Here is a 21,324-nt window from a genome sequence, read left to right as displayed (position 1 = left end):
CGAGGAGTGCGGGGAACGTACCGACCGGTGGGTATGGAGGTCAACGGGTCGCACAGCAGGAGTTTTTGCCCGATCATTACTCACCGGTAATCGGTGCGGCGGACACAGCACGACCACCCCGGCCGCGCTCGGGCGGCCGGGGTGGTCGGTGGATCGGTGGTCGGGGGCGCTAGAAGACGATCAGCGCTCTGCCACCCCTTCCCGCGATCATGTTGTCGAAGGCCGCCGGGATGCCGTCCAGGCCGATCCGCTCGGTGACCAGCGCGCTCAGGTCCAGACGCCCCTCACGGATGTGCTCGGCGAGCACCGGCAGATCCCGTGCCGGGTCGGAGTTGCCGTACACACAACCGGAGAGTGTGCGGCCCCAGTGGAAGATCTCGAGGGCGTTGAAGGTGACCTGCTGGTCCTTGCCGCCGATACCGACGACCGTGGTGCGGCCGCCGCGCCTGGTCGAGTCCCAGGCCGTACGGATGGTGGCGGCGCGGCCCACGCATTCGACGGCCACGTCCGCACCTTGACCCCCGGTCAGCTTCCTGATCTCCCGTGCGGTGGTGTCGGAGGCGACGACGTACTCCGTGGCCCCGGCGCCACGGGCCAGAGCCTCCTTCTCCTCCGACACGTCGACGGCGATGACCGTCGAGGCGCCGGCGATCCGGGCCGACTGGAGCGCCGCGAGCCCCACCCCGCCGACACCGAAGACCACGACCGACTCGCCCTCGCGGACACGCGCCGAGTGATGGACGGCTCCGTAGCCGGTGAGGACCGCGCACCCGAGAAGTGCGGCCTCGGTGAGCGGGACACCGGCCGGGACGGGCAGCACACAATTGGCCGCGACGACGGTCTCCTCGGCGAACGCGGCCACGTTCAGCCCCGGGTGGAGCTCGGTCCCGTCCTCGGTGACAGCATGGACACCGGCGACTCCGGTGAGGGCGTCGGCGCACAGCCAGACCTCGCCGATCGAGCAGTGGTGGCATTTGCCGCAGGAGGGCGCCCAGTTGAGCACGACACCGTCGCCCGGGGCGACATGGGTGACCCCCTCCCCCACCGAGACGACGGTGCCCGCGCCCTCATGGCCGAGGACGGCGGGGACCGGGACACGCATGGTGCCGTCGGAGAGGGACAGATCGGAGTGGCAGACCCCGGCGGCGGCGAGGCGGACCCTCACCTGCCCGGGGCCGGGTTCGGGGAGCCGGATGCCGGTGATCTCCAGGGGAGAACCGACGGCGGGCAGGACAGCGGCGCGGACCACGCTGATACTCCTCGGAGATTCGTTCGGGAACTGCTGGAGGACTGCTGGGACTGCGGAGTGCCGGGGACTGCTCAGAACGGCGTGAACCGCGCGAACTGCTCACCTCGTTCGGGGCGTTCGGGGCGTTCGGGCCGTTCAAGCCGTTCAAGCCGTTCAGAACTGCAGCGACTTGGTCTGGAGGTACTCACCGAGGCCGTGCGGCCCGAGCTCGCGGCCGACACCCGACTGCTTGTATCCGCCGAACGGCGCCTGCGGGTTGAACCGGCCCCCGTTGATGTCGACCTGGCCCGTGTCCATGCGGCGGGCGAATGCGACGGCCTCCTCCTGCTCCCCCCACACTGCACCCGCGAGCCCGTACACGGTGCCGTTGGCGATCCGGAGCGCGTCCTCCTCGTCCTCGTACCTCAGGATCGAGACCACCGGGCCGAAGATCTCCTCCTGGGCGATGGTCATCTCGGGCGTGACGTCGGCGAAGACGGTCGGGGAGACGTAGTAGCCGGTCTCGCGCGGGGCCTCGGGTCCGCCGGCCACGATCCGGGCGCCCTCGGCGACACCCTTCTCGATGTAACCGCGGACGCGCTGCTGCTGCCTGGCGTTGACGAGGGGGCCGATCCGCTCGCCCGGTGTGTACTTGGCGACGGCCGCTGCGGCCAGGGCCACGGCCTCGTCGTACTGGTCTCTGTGCACCAGCATCCGGGTCCAGGCGCTGCACGTCTGGCCCGAGTTGGACATGACGTTGGCGATGCCGACATTGACGGCACGGGAGAGGTCGGCACTCGGCAGGATCACATTGGCGGACTTCCCGCCGAGCTCCAGGGCGACGCGCTTGACGGCGGAGCCCGCGGTCGCGCCGATCTGCCTGCCGACGGCGGTGGACCCGGTGAAGGAGACGAGATCCACTCCGGGGTGCTCGGCCAGTGCCTGCCCCGCGACCGGCCCCAGGCCCGTGACCAGGTTGAACACCCCTGCGGGCAGGCCCGCTTCATGCGCGGCCTCGGCGAAGAGCTGCGCGGTCAGCGGGGTGTCCTCGGCGGGCTTGAGCACGACCGTGCAGCCGGCGGCGAGCGCCGGGGCGACCTTGGCGACGATCTGATGGAGGGGGTAGTTCCAGGGTGTGATCGCGCCGACGACTCCCACCGGCTCGAGCAGCACGGTGGAGTTGCCGATCTTCTCCTCGAAGGAGTACGACGCGGCCAGCTCGGCGTACGAGGCGGCGACCAGAATGGGCAGGCCCGCGTGCACGGCCTCGGCAATCTGCTGCGGAGCGCCGAGTTCGGCGGTCACGGTCCCCGCGATCTGCTCCTTGCGCCGGGCGAGCACGTCCCGCAGGGCGGCGATCCTCTCGGCGCGCTCGGCGGGCCGGGTGGCGGCCCAGCCGGGGAAGGCGGCGCGCGCGGCCCGTACCGCCGCGTCGACATCCTCCGCGGTACCGGCCGGAACATGCGCGATGACCTGCTCGTCCGCCGGGTTCACCACAGCGATGGTGTCGTCACCGGCGGCGGGCCGCCATGTGCCGCCGATGTACATCCCGTCGTGGGCCTTCATCCGCTACTCCTTCGAGGCGTGGCTCGGTCGTCAGCCCCAAACTAGCGGTGTTAGTTTTCTGACGCCAGAGGCGCCGGGACCGGGACGGACCGGATGCCGGCGATTCTCCCTCCCGGCGCCCGGATGCACGACAGGGGCCCCCGGCGCGGAGCATTACCGCGCCGGGGGCCCTATGACGTGGACAGCGGATCAGGCCGGAGCCTGGCCGACCGCAGCGGCGGTGGGCTGCACCTGCCGTGCGGGCGGCGGCGATATGGAAGTGACCCTGGCGGCGGGATTCCCCGAAATCGCCGCGGTCGTGGGGGCGGAGGACGTCACCTGGGTCTGGGTCTGCGCCTGGGCGGCCCTGTCGTCAGGAGTCTTCGCCACCGACGACCACGTGCGGAGCCGGTGGCTGGCGGCCTCGTCGAGACTCACCGGGCCCCCGCGCTGTTCGGCCAGCCGACTCGCCTCACGCCCCAGCGCGGCCACGTCGTCCCAGCCCAGCCGCAGCACCACGGACAACTCGGCTCCGCCGTCCGGGAGTCCCTTCATGATCGGCCCGTCACCATTGGTCATTGCCGCTCCTGTCGCTCACGCAGAGTCGATTCACCACACCTGGTCTCCCGGCGCGGGTAGTCACTAGTACGCAGGGCGCGGGTGTCATGTTCAGCACCACCTGCGCACGCCGGGTTCCGGCCGGCCCGCACGCCCGGTCCTGCCGCTGCCAGCAGGAGCGCACCCGGCATCACGAACGGCGCCGCCGTGCCCCCGACGCCCGCGACAAGACCGGCGGACGCGGGCGCCGCGACCTGGCCGAGGCGATTGCCGGTGAGGCGCAGGGCAAGGGCGGTGGAGCGGGCTTCCACGGGTGCGGCCCGTACGACCGCTGTCATCGAAAGGGGCTGTCCCGCGCCGAGACAGAAGCCGAGCACCGCCATCATCACGGCGAGCGCCCACACCGGAACGGGCAGCGCGACGCCCGCGCACAGCAGCGCGGCCGACGCGCAGGTGACCGTGAGCAGTCCGGTGCGGCCGAGGGCCCGGATCAGGGGGGTCATCACCAGCCGGCAGGCGATCGTCGCGGCTGCGCGCAGGCTCAGCAGCAGCCCGACGACGGCCGGATCGATTCCGCGCTGCTCGCCGATCACCGGCAGATAGGCGGTGAGGATGTCGGTCGCCGAGAGCACCGCCAGGCTGATGAAGATCCCGGCCGGGACACCGCGGCTGCGCAGGATCCGGTGGACGGGCACCTTGGTGCGTCCGGTACGGGGTGTGGTCGGCGCGCCGCGTTCGATGCGCCGGAGGGAGGCGCAGGAGACCGCCGCGACGGCTGCCGCGACGAGCAGGGTGAGTCCGCTCGTACGGGCCGTCCCGCCGTCGATGACCAGGCCCGCCGCGACGGGTCCGACGAGCTGGCCGAGCGAGGCGCCGATGGTGAAGTGACCGAAGTTGCGGTCCTGTTCGGCGGGGACCGACCGGCGGGCGACGATCGACTGGGCACCGATCACAAAACACAGATGGCCGAGGCCCATCACTCCGCTCCACACGGCCATGACCTCGAGGGAGCCGGCCAGTCCGCCGAGCGCGCAGCCACCGGAGATCAGGACGACACCGGCCAGAAGGAGGGGCGCACACCGGCCGTGGTCGGTACGGCGGCCGAGCGGTACGGCGGCGAACAGCGGGAACAGCGCGTACACGCCCGCGATCACACCGACCGCCCGTTCGTCCGCCCCGAGGGCCAGTGCCCGGTACGAGACGGCGGGGCGCGCCATCGACACCGCCCCCTGCGCGAGGCCGAAGGCGATGACGAGGCGCAGCAACCAGCTCCTGGAGCCGTCCACGTCAGATGATGCCGAACAGTATTCCGGCGCCGAGCACCACGAGCGAGGTGAGCGCGGCCCACTTGACCGTGAATTTGGTGTGGTCGCCGAACTCCACCTTGGCCATGCCGACGAGGACATAGACGGCGGGGACGAGCGGGCTCGACATGTGCAGTGCCTGCCCGACGAGCGACGCCCTCGCGATCTCCAGCGGTGCGACACCATGGGCGGCTCCGGCCTCCGCGAGAACGGGGAGGACCCCGAAGTAGAAGCCGTCGTTGGACATGAAGTAGGTGAGCGGCAGGCTCAGCAGACCGGTGACGAGCGCCATGTGCGGACCCATGCCTTCGGGAATGGCGCCGACGAGCCAGTCGGCCATGTGCTCGACCATGCCGGTTCCGGTGAGGACGCCGGTGAAGACGGCGGCGGCGAAGACCATTCCGGAGACGTTGAGGACGTTGTCGGCATGGGCCGCGATCCGGGCCTTCTGGTCGGCCATGCCCGGGAAGTTGACGCTCAGGGCGAGCGCGGCACCGATCAGGAACAGCACCGGGATCGGCAGCACCTCCATGATCATCGCGGCGAGCAGGGCGAAGGTGAGCGCGGCGTTGAACCAGTAGAGCCCGGGCCGCAGGGTCGCGCGCCTGGGGTCGAGCCCCTGGAAGCCCTCGTCGGCCCCGCCTTCGCCGTCATCACCGGGGGCGGCGGTGGGGACGGCGGCGCGACGCCCGGAGGCCGGGCCGTCCGTTCCGGCCGTGCCGTCCCCGCCCACGTCGGCGCCCGCTCCGCCTCCGGTCTTCACCAGGACCGTCTCGTTACCCGGCTCCAGCACCTCGTCGAGCGTCAGGCTGCCGACGCGCCTGCGCTCACGCAGGCCGAGGACGTAGGCGAGAACGAAGACGCCGAGCAGACCGACGGCGAGTGCGGGGATCATCGGTACGAAGATGTCGGCGGCGTCCAGCTCGAGGGCGGTCGCGGCACGTGCGGTCGGGCCGCCCCAGGGCAGGGTGTTCATGACGCCGTTCGCGGTGGCGGCAACCCCGGTCATGACGACAAGACTCATCTTGAGGCGCTTGTAGAGCGGGTACATCGCCGAGACGGTGATCATGAACGTGGTCGAGCCGTCGCCGTCCAGCGAGACGATCGCGGCGAGCAGGGCCGTACCCACCACGACACGCATCGGGTCGGCCTTGCAGAAGCGCAGGATGCCCCGGACGACCGGGTCGAACAGGCCGACGTCGATCATCACGCCGAAGTAGACGATGGCGAACATCAGCATCGCGGCGGTCGGCGCGAGATTGCCGACGCCTTCGAGGACGTAGTCACCGAGATTCGCGCCCTGCCCGACGAGGACGCAGAAGAGCGCGGGGACGAGGACCAGCGCCGCGATCGGCGACATCTTCTTCATCATGATCAACGCCAGGAAGGCGGCGATCATGGCGAAGCCGAGGATTGTCAGCATGGGGGACACACCTAACGTTCATCCTTGAACTGCCACCGGAGTCGGCGGTCCGGATGACGTTAGGTCCCGCTCTTCAGCGTCATCAAGGTGTTGACGCGTGAGCAATAAGCGCAAAACCCCAGCTCAGATCGGGGTCATCGAGCCGGCGCAAGATCCACGGCGAAGCCGTTGAGCACGGCGGTGCCGGAGAGCGGGTCCAGCAGTGAGCCGTCGAGCAGCTGGTTCACATTGACTCCGGGCCGGGCCGCCGCCACCGACATCCGGGTGCCGGGGCGGTCGTGTCCCCAGCCGTGCGGAAGGCTCACCACTCCCGTCCGTACGGAGTCGGTGATCTCCACGGGGACCTCGAGCTCTCCGCCGTCCGCCTTGATCCGGGCCGTCGCCCCGTCGGCGAGCCCGAGCCGGGCGGCGTCGGCGGGGTTGATCTGGAGGGTGCAGCGGTTCGAACCGCCTCCCAGCGCAGCGACGTTGTGCATCCAGCTGTTGTTGGATCGCAGATGGCGACGGCCCACGAGGACGAGCCGTCCGTCGCGCTCCCCCAGGGCGCGCCGCAGCCGCGGCAGATCGGCGGCGATGGGGTCCGGCAGCAGCTCGATGCGCCCGCTGCGGGTCCTGAGGACCTGTCCCAGCCGCGGCCTGAGCGGCCCCAGGTCGATGCCGTGCGGATGCGCGAGCAGATCGTCGAGGGTGAGGTCGTACGGGCCGAGGCGCAGCATCATGTCGAGGCGGCGCTCGGGGCCCCTGCGGCCGGTCAGCAGGGCGGACAGCTCCTTGGGGTCCTGGCCGTGGACCGGGGAGTGCGGATCGGCGACGGCCCTGGCGAGCGTGCCGTCGACGACCATGTCGTCGACGGCGGACGGTTCGGCGCCGTGCATCCCGCCGACGGCGAGGATCAGGCGGGCGTGGATCTCGCACTCGTCCATCGCCCCCTCGTCCAGGGAAACCGCCGGCGAGGTGTAGCGGGCCTGGTTGCGGACGGCCAGACCGTTGAAGGAGAAGTCGAAATGGGCGCTGCGGGAGGGCGGCGGCGGGGGCAGGACCACATCGGCGTGGCGCGAGGTCTCGTTCAGATAGGGGTCGATGCTGACCATGAAGTCGAGGCCGTCGCCCAGCGCACGGTCGAGACGGTCGCCGTCGGGTGCGGAGAGCACGGGGTTGGCGGCGATCACGATCAGCGCGCGGATCCGGCCGTCGCCCGGGGTCTCGATCTCCTCGGCGAGTGCTGCGATGGGCAGTTCGCCCTTGGCCTCGGGGTGACCGCTGACCCTGCTCGCCCAGCGGCCGAGCGCGAAGCCCTTGCCGGGGCCGGCCGGACGGGGGGCGCGGTCGTGGGCGGCCAGGGGGAAGAGCACGCCGCCCGGCCGGTCGAGGTTCCCGGTGAGGACGTTGAGCACGTCGACGAGCCAGCTGGCGAGGGTGCCGTGCTCGACGGTGCAGCTGCCGATGCGCCCGTAGACGGCGGCGCTCGGGGCGGCGGCGAGCTCGCGGGCGATGGCGCGGATCTCCTCGGCGTCCATGTCGCAGGCAGCGGCGACGGCTTCGGGCGTGAAGTCCCGCACCGCGGCCCGGACCTCGTCCACACCCTCCACCTGTCCGTCCAGCTCCCCGAGGTCGGTCAGGTCCTCCTCGAAGAGAACCTGGGCGATCGCGGCGAGCAGCAGGGCGTCGGTGCCGGGGCGGATCGCGATGTGCCGGTCGGCGAGCCTGGCGGTCCGGGTGCGGCGGGGGTCGACGACTGTCAGGCTGCCGCCGCGGCGGCGCAGCGCCTTGAGCTTGCCCGGGAAGTCGGGCGCGGTGCACAGGCTGCCGTTGGAGTCCAGCGGGTTGGCGCCGAGGAGCAGCAGATGGTCCGTACGGTCCAGATCAGGCACGGGGATGGCGGCCGCACTGCCGAACAGCAGCCCGCTGGAGACGTGCTTGGGCATCTGGTCGAGGGTGGAGGCGGTGAAGAGGTTGCGGGTGCGCAGTGTCGACAGGAGTACGGGCGGGTAGAGCCCGCCGGCCATCGTGTGCACATTGGGGTTGCCGAGGACTACACCGACCGCGTTCGGTCCGTGCTCCTCGATCAGCGGGCGTATGCGTGCGGCGATGATGTCGAAGGCCTCTTCCCAGGTCGCCTCACGCAGTTCACCGCCCGCGTCCCGTACGAGAGGGGTGCGGAGGCGGTCGGGGTCGGTGTCGAGCTCACCGAAGGAGGCGCCCTTCGGGCAGATGAAGCCATGGCTGAAGATGTCGTCGCGGTCACCGCGTGCGCCGGTGACCCGGGTGCCCTCGATGGTGAGGGTCAGTCCGCAGGTGGCTTCGCAGAGGGGGCAGATACGGAGGGCGGTACGGGTGGCGTCTTCTCGTGTCATGGGGCCCTCCCGGGGGCGGCGGCAGCGGTGACGCACGGGCGGAGCCGAGCATACCGACCGGTACGCATGACGGGGAGGGGTGTTCGGCTGCCGGCCGGTTCCGGGTCCGGCTACGGGGCGGTCCCGAAGGCCCCGGGCCGACGGCCGGGACCGGATGCGGATCGCCAGTCGAGGACCCTGGCGAGATAGGCGCACAGCAGCTCCCTGGTCTCGGCGATGATCTCCGCGTCACCCGAAGGATCGACCCGGAAGGCGAGCTGCAGCAGCGCGTCCGCGGCCTCGACGGCGATGAGCGCGGTGCACCGCAGGGCGGAGCCGAGGGGGCCGGCGAGCGGTTCGACGAGCCGGTCGGCCCACTCGTGGTCGGCTCCCGCGGCCGGTGCCGCCGGCGGAATCCGGTGGCCGAAGTCGACGAGCGCGAATCCGGGGACGGTCCGCTTCATCTCCGGATACTCGTCGAGTACGGCGTCCACCGCGTCCCGCCGGTCACCGCCCGGCAGTCGGGCGACCCGCGCCGCGACACGCCCCGCACAACTTTCCGGATTGCGGTGCGCGAGGGCCTCGGCCATGGCCCGCTTGTTGCCGAAGAAACGGTGGACCGAGCCGATGGGGACGCACGCACGGACGGCGACCGCACGCGTGGCCAGGTCCTCGTGGCCGCTCTCGTCGAGGAGTTCGGCGCAGGCGTCCAGGATCCGGGCCGGCCTCTCGGCGCTGCGCTGCTGCACGGGTGTGCACCGGAGGGAGTCGGCCGGGGCCATCGCCCCGTCACGCCGCCTATGGAGTCGGCCGGGGATGCCGTTGACTGAGGCGCGCTGCAATCCTACTGTCAAGCATAGGATTCCTTGGACCGGACGCATCAGGAGTGCGGATGAGCGGCATCGAGCAGGCGAGGAAGACGGCCGAAGGGCTGGAGTATCTGTCGGGGTTCGGCAATGAACACAGCTCGGAGGCCGTGCCCGGCGCACTGCCGCACGGGCGGAACTCACCGCAGCGCGCCCCGCTCGGGCTCTATGCGGAGCAGCTCAGCGGCTCGGCGTTCACCGAGCCGCGCGCCCACAACCGGCGCTCGTGGCTGTACCGGATCCGGCCCTCGGCCGCCCACCCCCCGTTCGCGCGCGTCGACAACGGCGCCGTACGCACGGCGCCCTTCACCGAGACCGTGCCCGACCCGAACCGGCTCCGCTGGGACCCCCTGCCGGAGCCCTCACCGGGGACGGACTGGCTCGCCGGCCTGTGGACCCTCGGCGGCAACGGGGACGCGGCCCAGCGCACCGGCATGGCGGTGCACCTGTACCACGCCAACGCGGCCATGGAGCGGCGCGTCTTCAGCAACGCGGACGGCGAACTGCTCATCGTGCCGGAGCAGGGCGGGCTGCTCCTGCGTACGGAGCTCGGACTGCTTGCAGCGGAACCCGGAGAAGTGGCGCTGATCCCGCGCGGTGTGCGCTTCCGCGTCGAGCTGCTCGAGGAGACGGCTCGCGGCTATGTCTGCGAGAACTACGGGCAGCCCTTCGTGCTGCCCGACCTCGGACCGATCGGGGCGAACGGTCTCGCCAACGCGAGGGATTTCCGTGCGCCCGTCGCCGCCTACGAGGACGTCGAAGGGCCGGTGGAGGTCGTCAACAAGTTCTGCGGCAATCTGTGGGCGGCCACCTACGACCACTCCCCGCTCGATGTCGTGGCCTGGCACGGCAACCATGTGCCGTACACCTACGACCTGCGGCGATTCAATGTGATCGGCAGCATCTCCTACGACCACCCCGACCCGTCCATCTTCACGGTCCTGACGTCGCCCACCGACACCCTTGGGCTGGCCGGCGTGGATTTCGTGGTGTTCGCCCCACGCTGGCTCGTCGGCGAGGACACCTTCCGCCCGCCGTACTTCCACCGGAATGTGATGAGCGAGTACATGGGCCTCATCGAGGGCGCATACGACGCCAAGACGGCCGGAAAGGGAGGGTTCGTCCCGGGCGGCGGGTCGCTCCACAACATGATGTCGGCACACGGACCCGACCGTGAGACCTTCGACCGGGCGAGCGCCGCCGAGCTGAAGCCGCAGAAGATCGACGACGGCCTTGCGTTCATGTTCGAGACACGGTGGCCTGTGACCGCGACCGAACAGGCCGCGAGAGCGGACCACCTGCAGCAGGGGTACGACGCCGTGTGGGAGGGTCTTGAGCGCCACTTCCGGTCCTGACACCGGATCTGATACGGAGTTGCCGTGACCGCCTTCGCCCCCGACTCGCTCGTCCTGAACCGCAAGCTGCCGCTCTGGTACCAGGTCTCGCAGTCGCTGCGCGCCTCGATACTGGGGCGCAGACTGCAGGATCCCCTGCGGCTGCCCACGGAGGAGCAGCTCGCCGAACACTACGGCGTGAGCGTGCTGACCATGCGGCAGGCACTGAAGGAGCTGGAGACGGAGGGGCTGATCAGCCGGCACCGGCGGCGCGGCACCTTCATCGAGCCGGGGGCGCGGCGGAGCGCGCCGAGGAGGCTGCTGGGCTCGATCGACGCGATCGTGGCCCAGCAGTCGGGTGAGCGGACCACGCTCCTCGGGCACGGGCCCTCCCCCGTGCCCGGCGAGCTCTCCGAGTACTTCACGGACACCGACGAGGTCGTGACCTACCGGAGGCTGCGCTGCGACGGGGAGAGCGGCGAGCCGACGAACTGGGCGGAGAACGCGGTGCGTGCGGACATCGCGGCGGAGCTCGACGTCGGGGACCTCGAACGCTGGCCGATGACGAAGGTGCTGCGGGACGCGGTGGGGGTGAGGATCAGCCGGATCACGGACACGGTCGAGGCGAGGCTCGCCGACCCGGAGACGGCGGAGCTGCTGCAGGTGCCGCTGCTGTCACCGATCCTGCACTACACCGGGGTGACGTACGACGAGGAGGGACGGGTCGTGGATGTGGCGCGGATCCGTTACCGGGGCGACCGGTTCTCGTTCTCGGTGACCGTCGAGGCGGAGTGATCACCCATGCTGCTGGACGATCTGATGCCGTGGTCCACCGGACCGCTGCGGCTCGGCCGCGGCTGGGTGTCCGCTCCCGACGCCCGGACGCTCGGATCCCGTTGGGACGCGCTCCGGCGGGCAGGGGAGGACGAGCGCCGCGCCTTGTTCCGGGAGTCCCGTGCGCGGACCCTGCACAGCGGGGTGGCGGCGCTGCCCGGCCAGTCCACCGGGACCCTGGGGTTCGCCAGGGAGGACGGGCCCTGCCCCGAGCCCGTACGGATCATGCACGGGGCCTTCGACGAACAGTGGCTCATCCCTGATCACCGGCTGATCGATGTCGCCCGGCCGGAGTTGTGGCGGGTGGCCGACGGGCGTCAGCTCTTCGCCCTGGAGCAGCGGCATGCGCCGGCCACGGCAGGGCCGGCGCTGCTTGTGTCGGGTGTGCTGCCCGAGGGGCGCTCCCCGGCGGGCCGGCCCGGCCGGATACGGCCGCTGTACCGGAGGCCCGGCGGGGCGGAGCCCAATCTCGCACCGGGGGTGCTGGGGACACTCCGGGGGCGCTATGGCGATGACGTCGCACCCGGGGACTTGTTCGCCTGGGCCGTCGCCGCCGGCCGGGCGACGGCACGGGGGTGCGAGGTGCCGTTCACTGCGGACCCCGAGGTGTGGATGCGAGGCGTCGCGCTGGGGCAACGCCTGGTGGAGGTCCAGCTGAGGGGCCTGCGCAGCGGCGAGCGGCCCAGACTGCCGGGCGGACGGCGGCCCTACGTGCGGGCCGCGATCACCTCGTGGCCCGGGTCCGTCGAGTACGACGCGGAGGAAGAGGCACTCCTCGTCGGGGAAGGGCGGATCGCGCCCGTCGCGGCCGATGCCTGGGACTTCCAGGTGGGCGGCGTGCGCGTGTTGGAGCACTGGATCCAGCGGCGGAGCGCCCCGGTCGAGCCCGGCACGCTGGAGGCGATCCGGCCCGGCGCCTGGCCGCAGGAGTGGACCTCGGAGCTGCTGGAGCTGATCACCGTACTTGCACTGCTGGGTCAACTGGAGCCCCGGCGGACCGAGTTGGCCCAGGAGACCGCACGGTCGGAATGGCTCGACATGGATGTACCGCCGGTGCCGAGGTCAGCGCGGGCCCCAGCCTCCGTATTCGATCACCAGGAGGAGGGGCCCGAGGGGCAGTTCGCGCTGCTCTAGTGCCGCATCAGGCAAGGTCTGCCCGTCAAGGAGCGGCGTCCGGTGCGGTGGATCGACGATCGGGGCCCGACTGGTCCGCAGAACTGGTGGCCGCGAACGGGATCATGACCGGGATGTTCACCGCGGCCCAGGACTCGCACCGCGGCGTGACGGACCGCTTCCGCACGATGCCGATGAGCCGCGCCGCGGTGCCGCTCGGGCAGGCGACGGCCGATCTTCTGACCACGGCGGCCGGAATGGTGCCACTGCTGCTCGTCGGGCTCGCGATGGGCCGGCGCATCGAGGGCTCGGCCGTCGAAGCGGCCGGCGCCTTCGCACTGTTGCTGCTGTTCCGGTTCGCGACGACCTGGGTCGGCATACTCCTCGGCCTCGCCTCGCAGAGCGAGGAGGCGGCGGGCCGGCTGGGCAGCGCCACGTTCATGCTGCCGCTGCTGTCGAACGCCTGCATCCCGACGGACGATCTGCCGGGCTGGCTGCGGACGGTCGCCGAATGGAACCCGATCAGTGCGGTGACCACGGCGGTCCGGGACCTCTTCGGCAACGCGGCGGTGCCGGCGGACGCCGCCTGGCCGGTCGCTCACCCGACGGTCGGAGCGGCGGCCTGGTGCCTGCTGCTCATCGCGGTCTGCGCACCGCCGGCCGTCCGCCGGTACTCCCGGGGGGTGACGGTCCCCCGGCGCCCCCGGGGGTGACAAACGTGGCAGATACACGATAGGTACGGCTGTCATGAGCCAACTGCCACTGCCCCTCGAAGGCGTCACGGTCGTCGCCGTCGAGCAGGCCGTTTCCGCCCCCTTCGCCACCCGCCAGCTCGCGGATCTGGGCGCGCGGGTGATCAAGGTGGAGCGGCCGGACGGCGGCGACTTCGCACGCGGCTACGACACCGCCGCCCAGGGACTCGCCTCGCACTTCGTCTGGTGCAACCGCGGCAAGGAATCCATCGCGGTGGACCTGAAGGACTCCCGGGGCCTCGACGTGGTCCGCCGGCTGATCGCGGGCGCGGATGTGTTCGTCCAGAACCTCGCACAGGGCGCGGCAGCCCGGCTCGGCCTGGACGCGGCCACGCTCTGCGCCGAGCACCCGCGGCTGATCGCGGTGGACATCTCCGGATACGGCGCGGACGGACCGTACGCCCACAAGAGGGCCTACGACATGCTCGTCCAGTGCGAGGCGGGACTGGTGTCCGTGACCGGCACTCCGGAGCACCCGGTGAAGGCCGGCATTCCGGCGGCGGACGTGGCGGCGGCGATGTACGCGTTCTCGGGCGTGCTGGCGGCGCTGCTGCGGCGGGGCACGACAGGGCTCGGCGGCCCGGTGGAGATCTCGATGCTGGAGTCGCTCGCCGAGTGGATGGGGCATCCCCTGCATCACGGGATGCACGGCGGAACGCCGCCGGCACGCACCGGGGTGGCCCATGCCGTCATCGCCCCCTACGACGCGTATCCGACCGCGGACGGCGGACAGGTGCTGCTCTCGGTGCAGAACGACCGGGAGTGGCGGCGGCTGGCCGAGCAGGTGCTGGGCCGCCCCGAGCTGGGCACCGACCCGGCCTTCGCGACGAACAAGGCGCGCACCGCGAACCGCGAGGGCACCGACGCGGCGGTCGCACGGGGACTGGCCCGGCTGGATGCCCAGCAGGCCGTGGATCTCCTGGAGGCGGCGGGCATCGCCTGCGCCCGCCTGAACACGGTCGCCGACCTCGCGGAGCATCCCCAGCTGGCGGCCCGCTCCCGGTGGCGCGAGGTGCCCTCGCCCGCGGGACCGCTGCGTGCGCTGCTCCCGCCGATCACCTTCCCCGGTGGCCCGCAGCCACGTATGGGCGCCATTCCCGCCCTCGGGCAACACACCGACACGCTGCTGCGGGAGGCCGGCCTGGCACCGGACCGGGTGGCGGAGCTGCACCGGGACGGCGTGGTGGTGACGGGCTGAGCAGCCCCGAGTGCCCTCGGTGACCGATTTGTGCGTGCGCTTCGCCACACGGACGCCGGTTCGGTACCAGCCGGTAAGCAGGCGATGACTGTCCGCGAATACGCCCGTTGACCAGGGACGATGCAGGGCTTCAGACCTGTCGGCAGGCTCCGGCGCATAGACCGGTGGCATGGAGCAGAACAGGCATCTCAAGTGAACGCTGGATAAACTCCTCGTTTGCCGTGCGCGAGCCACGGATTCGCTGCGCATTCTGCACGACGACGGAGAGTGAGAGATGCGTGTGAACGAGCCCTGCACAGTGCCGGCCGACGATCGGCGGGTCATATGACCGTCGCCCCAGAACCTCCGGCCCTCCTCGACCCGCTCCTGGACGAGGCACCCTCGCCGGCACTCTTCGCCGCCGGAGGTGCCCCGGCCGAACGAACCCTCCTCGACATTCTCGACGAGACGGCCGGTCGCCACCCGGATGCACTGGCCGTGGACGACGGCGTCGCACCTCTCACGTACCGCTCCCTCCTCGGGGAGGTCGAGACGCTGCGGCTGCGGCTCGCCGAAGCGGGGATGGGCATCGGCGACCGGGTGGGCGTCCGGGTCCCGTCCGGGACAACCGACCTGTACGTCTCGGTCCTCGCCGTGCTCGCGGCCGGCGCCGCGTACGTTCCGGTCGACGCCGAGGATCCGGACGAGCGTGCCGAGCTGGTCTTCACCGAGGCCGGGGTAGGCGCCGTGATCGGCCCGGACCGGACCGTGGAGACGACCGGAACCCCCAGCGGTGCCACGGGCCGCCGCCCCGCACCGGACGACGACGCCTGGATCATCTTCACGTCCGGCTCCACCGGCAGGCCCAAGGGCGTGGCCGTCACCCACCGCAGCGCCGCGGCCTTCGTCGACGCCGAGGCGCGGCTGTTCCTGGTGGACGCCCCGCTCGGTCCGGGCGACCGGGTGCTCGCCGGGCTCTCGGTGGCCTTCGACGCCTCCTGCGAGGAGATGTGGCTGGCATGGCGGCACGGCGCCTGCCTCGTGCCCGCGCCGCGCTCCCTCGTACGCAGCGGACTCGACCTCGGCCCCTGGCTCGTCGAACAGCGCATCACCGTCGTCTCGACGGTCCCCACACTGGCCGCGCTCTGGCCCGCGGATGACCTCGACGAGGTACGTCTTCTGATCTTCGGCGGCGAGGCCTGCCCGCCCGAGCTGGCCGAGCGCATGGCCGTCCCGGGGCGTGAGGTCTGGAACACGTACGGTCCCACCGAAGCCACTGTCGTCGCCTGCGCGGCCCCGTTGACCGGCGAGGGGCCGGTACGGATCGGGCTTCCGCTGGACGGCTGGGAACTCGCGGTCGTGGACGACCGGGGCGAACCGGTGGCGATGGGCGGGACCGGTGAGCTGGTCATCGGCGGCGTCGGCCTGGCCAGATACCTGGACACGGCCAAGGACACCGAGAAATACGCTCCGCTGCCCGCACTCGGCTGGGACCGCGCCTATCGCAGTGGCGATCTGGTCCGGGCGGAGCCCGAGGGACTGCTCTTCGTCGGCCGCGCGGACGACCAGGTCAAGCTCGGCGGCCGCCGGATCGAACTCGGCGAGATCGACGCGGCCCTCCAGTCTCTTCCCGGCGTGGCGGGCGCGGCAGCAGCGGTCCGGACGACGGACGTGGGCCACCAGCTCCTGGTGGGGTACGTGGTGCCGAGCGTCGGCCCGGACGGGTCCGCCGCCCTCGTCGCAGCAGGCAGCGCGTCCGGGGCCGCCGGTTCCCCAGATGCCGACGGCGAAGGGCCTGCATCGGGCGCCGCCGGCCGGCGGGCCGTCGCGACAGGGGCGCCTGGCACCACGGCCGCCGGTGACGCGCCGGACGGCGACGGCATCCCGGACCCGGGTCCGGCGAGCGCCACGGCTCCCGCGCCCGCTCCCCTCTCCCCGGACCGGGCCGGGCCCCGCACCGCCCCCGCCGGATCCGTGGCTGCTGCGCACGGCACCAGGGCGGCCGCCGGGCCGGTCGGTGCGCCTGCGGCCGTTCCCGACGGCTCCGCATCCGTCACCGCGGACGACACTCCCCGCGCCACGGCGGCCGTGGCCGTCGACGCCGCGTCCGACGGCGCACGCCACGAGGGCTCCCGTCCCGCGCTCACCGCGTCGCCCGCCGCCGGAGACCCGGCTCCCGCCGTGACCGGCGGCGGCACCGAGGACCGCACGGGCGGCGGAGCGCGTGGCCCCCTCCCGGGCGGCTGCGCGGCGGCCGGTGACGCGGCACCGGTCGGCGTCGGGTTCGACCTCGCCGACGCCATGGCGCGGCTCCGCAAGGAGCTGCCCGCCGCACTCGTGCCCGTCATCGCTGTCGTGGACGAACTGCCGACCCGCACCTCCGGCAAGGTGGACCGCAACGCCCTGCCCTGGCCGCTGCCGCACAGCGGCCAGGCAGCAGCCGACGGCGACGCCGGGTTCAGCGGCACCGAGGCATGGCTCGCCGAGCAGTGGGCCGAGCTGCTCGGCAGCCGGGTCGTCGGGACCGACGCCGACTTCTTCGCGAGCGGCGGCGGCAGTCTCGCCGCCGCCCAGCTGGTGTCGAGGATCCGTGAGCGGTACGCGGCCGGGTCCGTTGCCGACATCTACCGGAACCCGACGCTCGGTGCGCTGGCCCGGACGCTGGAGGCCACAACGGACCGTGGCACCGAGGCTTCCCCCGTGAGTCCGGTGCCCCGGCGGACCGGGGTGGTCCAGCTGCTGCTCATGCTGCCGCTGCTCGGCGTGGCCGGACTGCGGTGGGGCGTGATCGCCACGGCCGTCGGCAAGGTCGTGGGGCTGCCCTGGGCGCCCGCCGTGTCCTGGTGGTGGGTGGCTCTCGGCTGGCTGCTCGTCATCAGTCCGCCCGGGCGGATCGTGATCGCGGCGGGCGGGGCGCGGCTGCTGCTGCGTGGAGTGCGTCCCGGCACCTACCCCCGTGGTGGCCGGGTCCATCTGCGGCTGTGGACCGCCGAGCGGCTCGCCGGACTCAGCGGAGCGACGAGTCTCGCCGGTTCCTGGCTCACGTACTACGCCCGGGCGCTCGGTGTCCGCATCGCGGAGGACGTCGACCTCCATTCCCTGCCGCCCGTGACCGGCATGCTGCGCCTCGGCAAGGGCTGCGCCGTCGAGCCGGAGACCGACCTGTCCGGCCACTGGCTGGACGGCGACGGGCTGCACATCGGCACGGTGCGGATCGGGGCGGGCGCCACCGTCGGTGCCCGCAGCACGCTCTTCCCCGGCGCCCGCATCGGCAAGCGGGCCGAGGTCGCCCCCGGTTCGGGCGTGACCGGCACCGTTCCGGCCGACGAGCGGTGGGCAGGTGCCCCCGCGTCCCGGAAGGGCAAGGCCAACCGTCGTCTCCCCGAGGGCCGACCGGTGCGCAGACATCGCTGGACCCTTCTCTATTCGGTGACCTCGCTGGTGCTCGGGTTGCTGCCCGCGCTCGCCGCCCTGCCCGGTCTGCTGGTGACCGGCGCCTTCGTGAGCGGCCGCTCCGGATTCGCCGATGTGCTGACGGCCGCGCTGACCGCCGTCCCGGTCGCGACCGTCACCGCGCTGATCGCCTATGCGCTGCTGATCCTCCTCGGTGTCCGGGCACTCGGTATCGGGCTGCACGAGGGCTATCACCCGGTTCACGGCCGGGTCGCCTGGCAGGCCTGGGCGACCGAACGTCTCATGGACATGGCACGGGTGCACCTCTTCCCGCTGTACGCGAGCCTGTTCACCCCCGTGTGGCTGCGGGCGCTCGGTATGAAGGTCGGGCGCGGGGTCGAGGCGTCGACCGTCCTGGCACTGCCCGCGATGACCACGGTGGGCGACGGGGCGTTTCTCGCCGACGACACCATGGTGGCGTCGTACGAGCTCGGCGGGGGCTGGCTGCACATCGCCGAGGCGCGCGTCGGAAAGCGTGCCTTCCTCGGGAACTCCGGGATGACCGCCGCGGGCCGCAGGGTGCCGAAGCGAGGTCTGGTGGGCGTGCTGTCGGCCGCCCCGAAGCGGGCCAAGGCGGGCTCCTCGTGGCTCGGCATGCCGCCGATGAAGCTGCCGCGGGCTGCGGAGGAGTCCGACCAGAGCCGTACCTTCGCCCCGCCGCTGCGGCTGAAATGGGCGCGGGCCGGAGTCGAGCTCTGCCGGGTGGTGCCGGTCATGTGCAGTGTCGCGCTGGCCGTGCTGGCCGTCGTGGCCTTCACCGGGCTGGCGGGGCGGTACGGGTTAACGCTCGCGGTGCTGCTCGGCGGGCTCGTGATGCTCACCGCCGGTCTGGTGGCATGTCTGGTGGCCCTGACGTTGAAGTGGCTGCTGGTCGGCCGGTTCAGGGCCGTCGAACATCCGCTGTGGTCCTCGTTCGTGTGGCGCAACGAGCTGGCCGACACGTTCGTGGAGGTGCTCGCCGTGCCCTGGCTGGTCGGCTCGATCGCCGGCACGCCGCTGATGAACCTGTGGCTGCGCGGGCTCGGTGCCCGTATCGGCCGCGGTGCCTGGTGCGAGTCGTACTGGCTGCCGGAGCCCGATCTGGTCACGGTGGGCAGCGGCGCAACCGTCAATCGGGGCTGTGTCGTGCAGACCCACCTCTTCCACGACCGGATCATGCGCATGGACAATGTCGTCCTCGGAGCTGGTGCGACACTCGGTCCGCACGGCATCGCGCTGCCCGGTGCGGTGATCGGCGACCGGGCGGCGATCGGTCCGGCCTCGCTGGTGATGCGAGGCGAGCGGGTGCCCGCGGGCACCCGGTGGCTGGGCAACCCGATCGCGGCGTGGAACCGGTGAGCGCGGGCGCGGCCACCGGAGCACACGACAGCGCGGCGGACATCGGCACCGGACAGCAGGGCACGGGACGGGCAAGACCGGAGGACGCACCACGGTGACGGATTCGTATCTGCCGCAGCACGGCGACGGTGGCCACCGGACGACGGCGTACGACCTGGAGCTGGACTACCGTCCGCACTCCGGCCGGCTCGCCGGCCGGGCCATGATCCATGCCGTCGCCGAGCGCACGCTGCCCGAGGTCGTCCTCGACCTCGGGCAGTTCCGCCTCAACAAGGTCCTCGTGGACGGCGGCCGTCCGGCGCGGTACACGCATCGCGGCGACAAGCTGCGCATACGTCCGGCGCGGCCGCTGCGCGCCGGAGCGTCCTTCACCGTGGAGGTTCGCTACACCGGCGTCCCGCACCCCGTCCGCACCCGCGACTGGGGAGATCTGGGCTGGGAGCAGCTCGACGAGGGGGCGCTGGTGGCCTCGCAGCCGAGCGGCGCGCGGTCGTGGTTCCCGTGCAACGACCGCCCCGACGACAAGGCCGCCTACCGGATCGCGGTGACCGCGCCGTCGCCCTTCACTGTGGTCGCCAACGGCTCACTGGTCTCCCGTACGATCAACGCCTCCACCACCACCTGGGTGTACGAGCAGCCCGCTCCCATGGCGAGCTATCTCGCAACCGTCCAGATCGGCCCCTACGAGCTGGTCGACGTGGCGCATGCGGGTACGGTGCCGCAGCCCGCCGCGGTGCCGCAGGCCCTGCTCGGCCGGTTCGAGCACGACTTCGCCCGGCAGCCCCAGATGATGACCTTGTTCTCCGACCTCTTCGGCCCCTACCCCTTCGACGACTACGCGGTGGTGGTGGTCGACGAGGAGCTGGACGTGCCCGTCGAGGCACAGGGACTTTCGATCTTCGGTGCCAACCATGTCGACGGCCGGCGCGGGAGCGAGCGCCTGATCGCGCACGAACTGGCCCACCAGTGGTTCGGCAACAGCCTGACCGTTGCCGACTGGCGGCACATCTGGCTGAACGAAGGCTTTGCGAAGTACGCCGAGTGGCTGTGGTCGGAGATGTCCGGCGGTCCGTCGGCGACGGCCATGGCGGTCAAGTCGCGGGCCCGGCTCGCGATGATGCGGCAGGACGTGCGGATCTCCGACCCGGGACTGCGCCGCCTGTTCGACGACCGGGTCTACGAGCGGGGCGCCCTCACCCTGCATGCGCTGCGCACCGAGATCGGCCACGCGGCCTTTGTGCGGATCCTGAGGGAGTGGGCCGCGGCCCACCGGCACGGTGTGGTGACGACGGAGCAGTTCACCGCACTCGCCCAGCGGCACTCCGCGCAACGACTGGACAGGCTCTTCGCCATGTGGCTCCACGAGACGAGGCTGCCTCCCCTACCGGTCCGGCGTCGCTGATCCGGGTGGGTGCTCCGGGGGTACGGGGTACGGGTGCGGGCCCCGCACACACCGGGGACTCGGGAACCGGTACGGGTCTCGGGAAGGGGACACGTCAGGGGTGGTCGGGCCTCCGGACCGGACGGGCGCGGGGGACGGGTGCGCGTGAACGGTCACGCGAGCCCGGCACCGGCGGCCGGCCACCCCACCGGGGCTACTGGCGGCGGCTGCCGAACAGCGAGCGGCGCAGCCGGCGCAGCGGTGCGAAGAGCGAGACGCGCGCGCTCTTGCTCCCCCGGGTGTGCGCAACATCACGTGTCGTCAGCTCGAGCATCAGTGAAGTCGCCTCGGCTGCCTCGCGCTGCGGAACGGCAGGGCCGCCCAGCACCGCCAGATGGCGGTCGAGACGTGTGCTGGTCGCGCTGTTCCCGCATGTGATCGCAGGCACTCGTGGCCTGCTGCGCACTGTTATCTGTTCCATTTCACTCCCCACCCGTACGAGGGCACCCGGCCCGGGCAGATTAACCCTATCGCCCCTCGGTGACACCCGTGTATCCCGGCCACAGGATTCACCACCCCTGTACGGGTGTTGACGGTCACTCAGCGAATCCATCTGATTCCAGGGCGAGTTGGACAACTTTGAATTCAGGCCAATCCACGGGCCCCGCCGCCCCGAACACCTGTC

General features: G+C 71.8%; 15 protein-coding genes. 7 read left to right on the top strand and 8 right to left on the bottom strand.

All coding sequences use genetic code 11. The features are described from left to right. Positions 1 to 169: 169 nt before the first annotated feature. The 7 genes from AC068D_RS30995 to AC068D_RS30965 form a co-directional block, all read right to left on the bottom strand. Entirely contained in the window at positions 170 to 1,249 is a 1,080-nt protein-coding gene (locus tag AC068D_RS30995; protein WP_478826422.1) for a zinc-binding dehydrogenase, read from the bottom strand. A gap of 153 nt (positions 1,250 to 1,402) precedes the next feature. Continuing rightward, positions 1,403 to 2,794 carry an aldehyde dehydrogenase family protein gene (locus tag AC068D_RS30990; protein WP_478826421.1) on the bottom strand — a complete coding sequence of 464 codons (1,392 nt, stop codon included), beginning with the start codon at positions 2,792 to 2,794 and terminating at the stop codon, positions 1,403 to 1,405. Positions 2,795 to 2,983: 189 nt separating this feature from the next. After that, positions 2,984 to 3,352 (bottom strand): hypothetical protein, encoded by a 369-nt coding sequence (locus AC068D_RS30985; protein WP_478826420.1) that lies wholly within the window; start codon positions 3,350 to 3,352, stop codon positions 2,984 to 2,986. Continuing rightward, positions 3,349 to 4,548 carry an MFS transporter gene (locus AC068D_RS30980; protein WP_478826487.1) on the bottom strand — a complete coding sequence of 400 codons (1,200 nt, stop codon included), beginning with the start codon at positions 4,546 to 4,548 and terminating at the stop codon, positions 3,349 to 3,351. Before AC068D_RS30980 ends, AC068D_RS30985 begins: the two co-directional genes overlap by 4 nt. 70 nt (positions 4,549 to 4,618) lie before the next feature. Then, positions 4,619 to 6,058, bottom strand: coding sequence for a CitMHS family transporter (locus AC068D_RS30975; RefSeq protein WP_478826419.1), 1,440 nt, complete (start codon positions 6,056 to 6,058; stop codon positions 4,619 to 4,621). Positions 6,059 to 6,192: 134 nt separating this feature from the next. Continuing rightward, positions 6,193 to 8,412, bottom strand: coding sequence for a molybdopterin-dependent oxidoreductase (locus tag AC068D_RS30970; RefSeq protein WP_478826418.1), 2,220 nt, complete (start codon positions 8,410 to 8,412; stop codon positions 6,193 to 6,195). 110 nt (positions 8,413 to 8,522) lie between these two features. Next, positions 8,523 to 9,173 (bottom strand): TetR/AcrR family transcriptional regulator, encoded by a 651-nt coding sequence (locus AC068D_RS30965; protein WP_478826486.1) that lies wholly within the window; start codon positions 9,171 to 9,173, stop codon positions 8,523 to 8,525. A gap of 110 nt (positions 9,174 to 9,283) precedes the next feature. Here AC068D_RS30965 and hmgA point away from each other — a divergent pair, with 110 nt between their 5' ends. From hmgA to AC068D_RS30930, 7 genes are all read left to right on the top strand, one after another. Continuing rightward, complete coding sequence (gene hmgA, locus AC068D_RS30960; RefSeq protein ID WP_478826417.1) at positions 9,284 to 10,612, top strand: homogentisate 1,2-dioxygenase; 1,329 nt, start codon at positions 9,284 to 9,286, stop codon at positions 10,610 to 10,612. A 24-nt stretch (positions 10,613 to 10,636) separates the two neighbouring features. Continuing rightward, the gene (locus tag AC068D_RS30955) at positions 10,637 to 11,386 is read left to right on the top strand and encodes a GntR family transcriptional regulator (RefSeq protein WP_478826416.1); all 750 of its coding nucleotides are present in this window, start codon (positions 10,637 to 10,639) and stop codon (positions 11,384 to 11,386) included. A 6-nt stretch (positions 11,387 to 11,392) separates the two neighbouring features. Continuing rightward, positions 11,393 to 12,559: a type ISP restriction/modification enzyme gene (locus tag AC068D_RS30950; protein ID WP_478826415.1), complete on the top strand. Its 1,167-nt coding sequence runs from the start codon at positions 11,393 to 11,395 to the stop codon at positions 12,557 to 12,559. A 104-nt stretch (positions 12,560 to 12,663) separates the two neighbouring features. Beyond that, a complete protein-coding gene (locus AC068D_RS30945; RefSeq protein WP_478826485.1) occupies positions 12,664 to 13,251 on the top strand; it encodes an ABC transporter permease in 588 nt (195 codons plus the stop codon). A gap of 34 nt (positions 13,252 to 13,285) precedes the next feature. Next, positions 13,286 to 14,488 carry a CaiB/BaiF CoA transferase family protein gene (locus AC068D_RS30940; RefSeq protein WP_478826414.1) on the top strand — a complete coding sequence of 401 codons (1,203 nt, stop codon included), beginning with the start codon at positions 13,286 to 13,288 and terminating at the stop codon, positions 14,486 to 14,488. 324 nt (positions 14,489 to 14,812) lie between these two features. Next, positions 14,813 to 19,258: a Pls/PosA family non-ribosomal peptide synthetase gene (locus AC068D_RS30935; RefSeq protein ID WP_478826413.1), complete on the top strand. Its 4,446-nt coding sequence runs from the start codon at positions 14,813 to 14,815 to the stop codon at positions 19,256 to 19,258. Between the two features lie 94 nt (positions 19,259 to 19,352). Then, a complete protein-coding gene (locus AC068D_RS30930) occupies positions 19,353 to 20,660 on the top strand; it encodes a M1 family metallopeptidase (RefSeq protein ID WP_478826412.1) in 1,308 nt (435 codons plus the stop codon). Between the two features lie 193 nt (positions 20,661 to 20,853). Here the strand turns inward: AC068D_RS30930 and AC068D_RS30925 are convergent, their stop codons facing one another. Then, a complete protein-coding gene (locus AC068D_RS30925) occupies positions 20,854 to 21,120 on the bottom strand; it encodes a hypothetical protein (protein ID WP_478826411.1) in 267 nt (88 codons plus the stop codon). Positions 21,121 to 21,324 lie beyond the last annotated feature (204 nt).

The sequence above is a fragment of the Streptomyces sp. NPDC043861 genome, assembly GCF_056435905.1.
Note: the sequence above shows the minus strand (reverse complement) of the source record. Positions and strands in the feature narration are given on the sequence as shown.

What these genes read in the sequence shown, in the direction of transcription:
- AC068D_RS30990 (WP_478826421.1), bottom strand. Translation starts at nt 2,794, where the DNA reads ATGAAGGCCCACGACGGGATGTACATCGGCGGCACATGGCGGCCCGCC.
- AC068D_RS30985 (WP_478826420.1), bottom strand. Translation starts at nt 3,352, where the DNA reads ATGACCAATGGTGACGGGCCGATCATGAAGGGACTCCCGGACGGCGGA.
- AC068D_RS30980 (WP_478826487.1), bottom strand. Translation starts at nt 4,548, where the DNA reads ATGGCGCGCCCCGCCGTCTCGTACCGGGCACTGGCCCTCGGGGCGGAC.
- AC068D_RS30975 (WP_478826419.1), bottom strand. Translation starts at nt 6,058, where the DNA reads ATGCTGACAATCCTCGGCTTCGCCATGATCGCCGCCTTCCTGGCGTTG.
- AC068D_RS30970 (WP_478826418.1), bottom strand. Translation starts at nt 8,412, where the DNA reads ATGACACGAGAAGACGCCACCCGTACCGCCCTCCGTATCTGCCCCCTC.
- AC068D_RS30965 (WP_478826486.1), bottom strand. Translation starts at nt 9,173, where the DNA reads ATGGCCCCGGCCGACTCCCTCCGGTGCACACCCGTGCAGCAGCGCAGC.
- hmgA (WP_478826417.1), top strand. Translation starts at nt 9,284, where the DNA reads ATGAGCGGCATCGAGCAGGCGAGGAAGACGGCCGAAGGGCTGGAGTAT.
- AC068D_RS30950 (WP_478826415.1), top strand. Translation starts at nt 11,393, where the DNA reads ATGCTGCTGGACGATCTGATGCCGTGGTCCACCGGACCGCTGCGGCTC.
- AC068D_RS30945 (WP_478826485.1), top strand. Translation starts at nt 12,664, where the DNA reads ATGACCGGGATGTTCACCGCGGCCCAGGACTCGCACCGCGGCGTGACG.
- AC068D_RS30940 (WP_478826414.1), top strand. Translation starts at nt 13,286, where the DNA reads ATGAGCCAACTGCCACTGCCCCTCGAAGGCGTCACGGTCGTCGCCGTC.
- AC068D_RS30935 (WP_478826413.1), top strand. Translation starts at nt 14,813, where the DNA reads ATGACCGTCGCCCCAGAACCTCCGGCCCTCCTCGACCCGCTCCTGGAC.
- AC068D_RS30925 (WP_478826411.1), bottom strand. Translation starts at nt 21,120, where the DNA reads ATGGAACAGATAACAGTGCGCAGCAGGCCACGAGTGCCTGCGATCACA.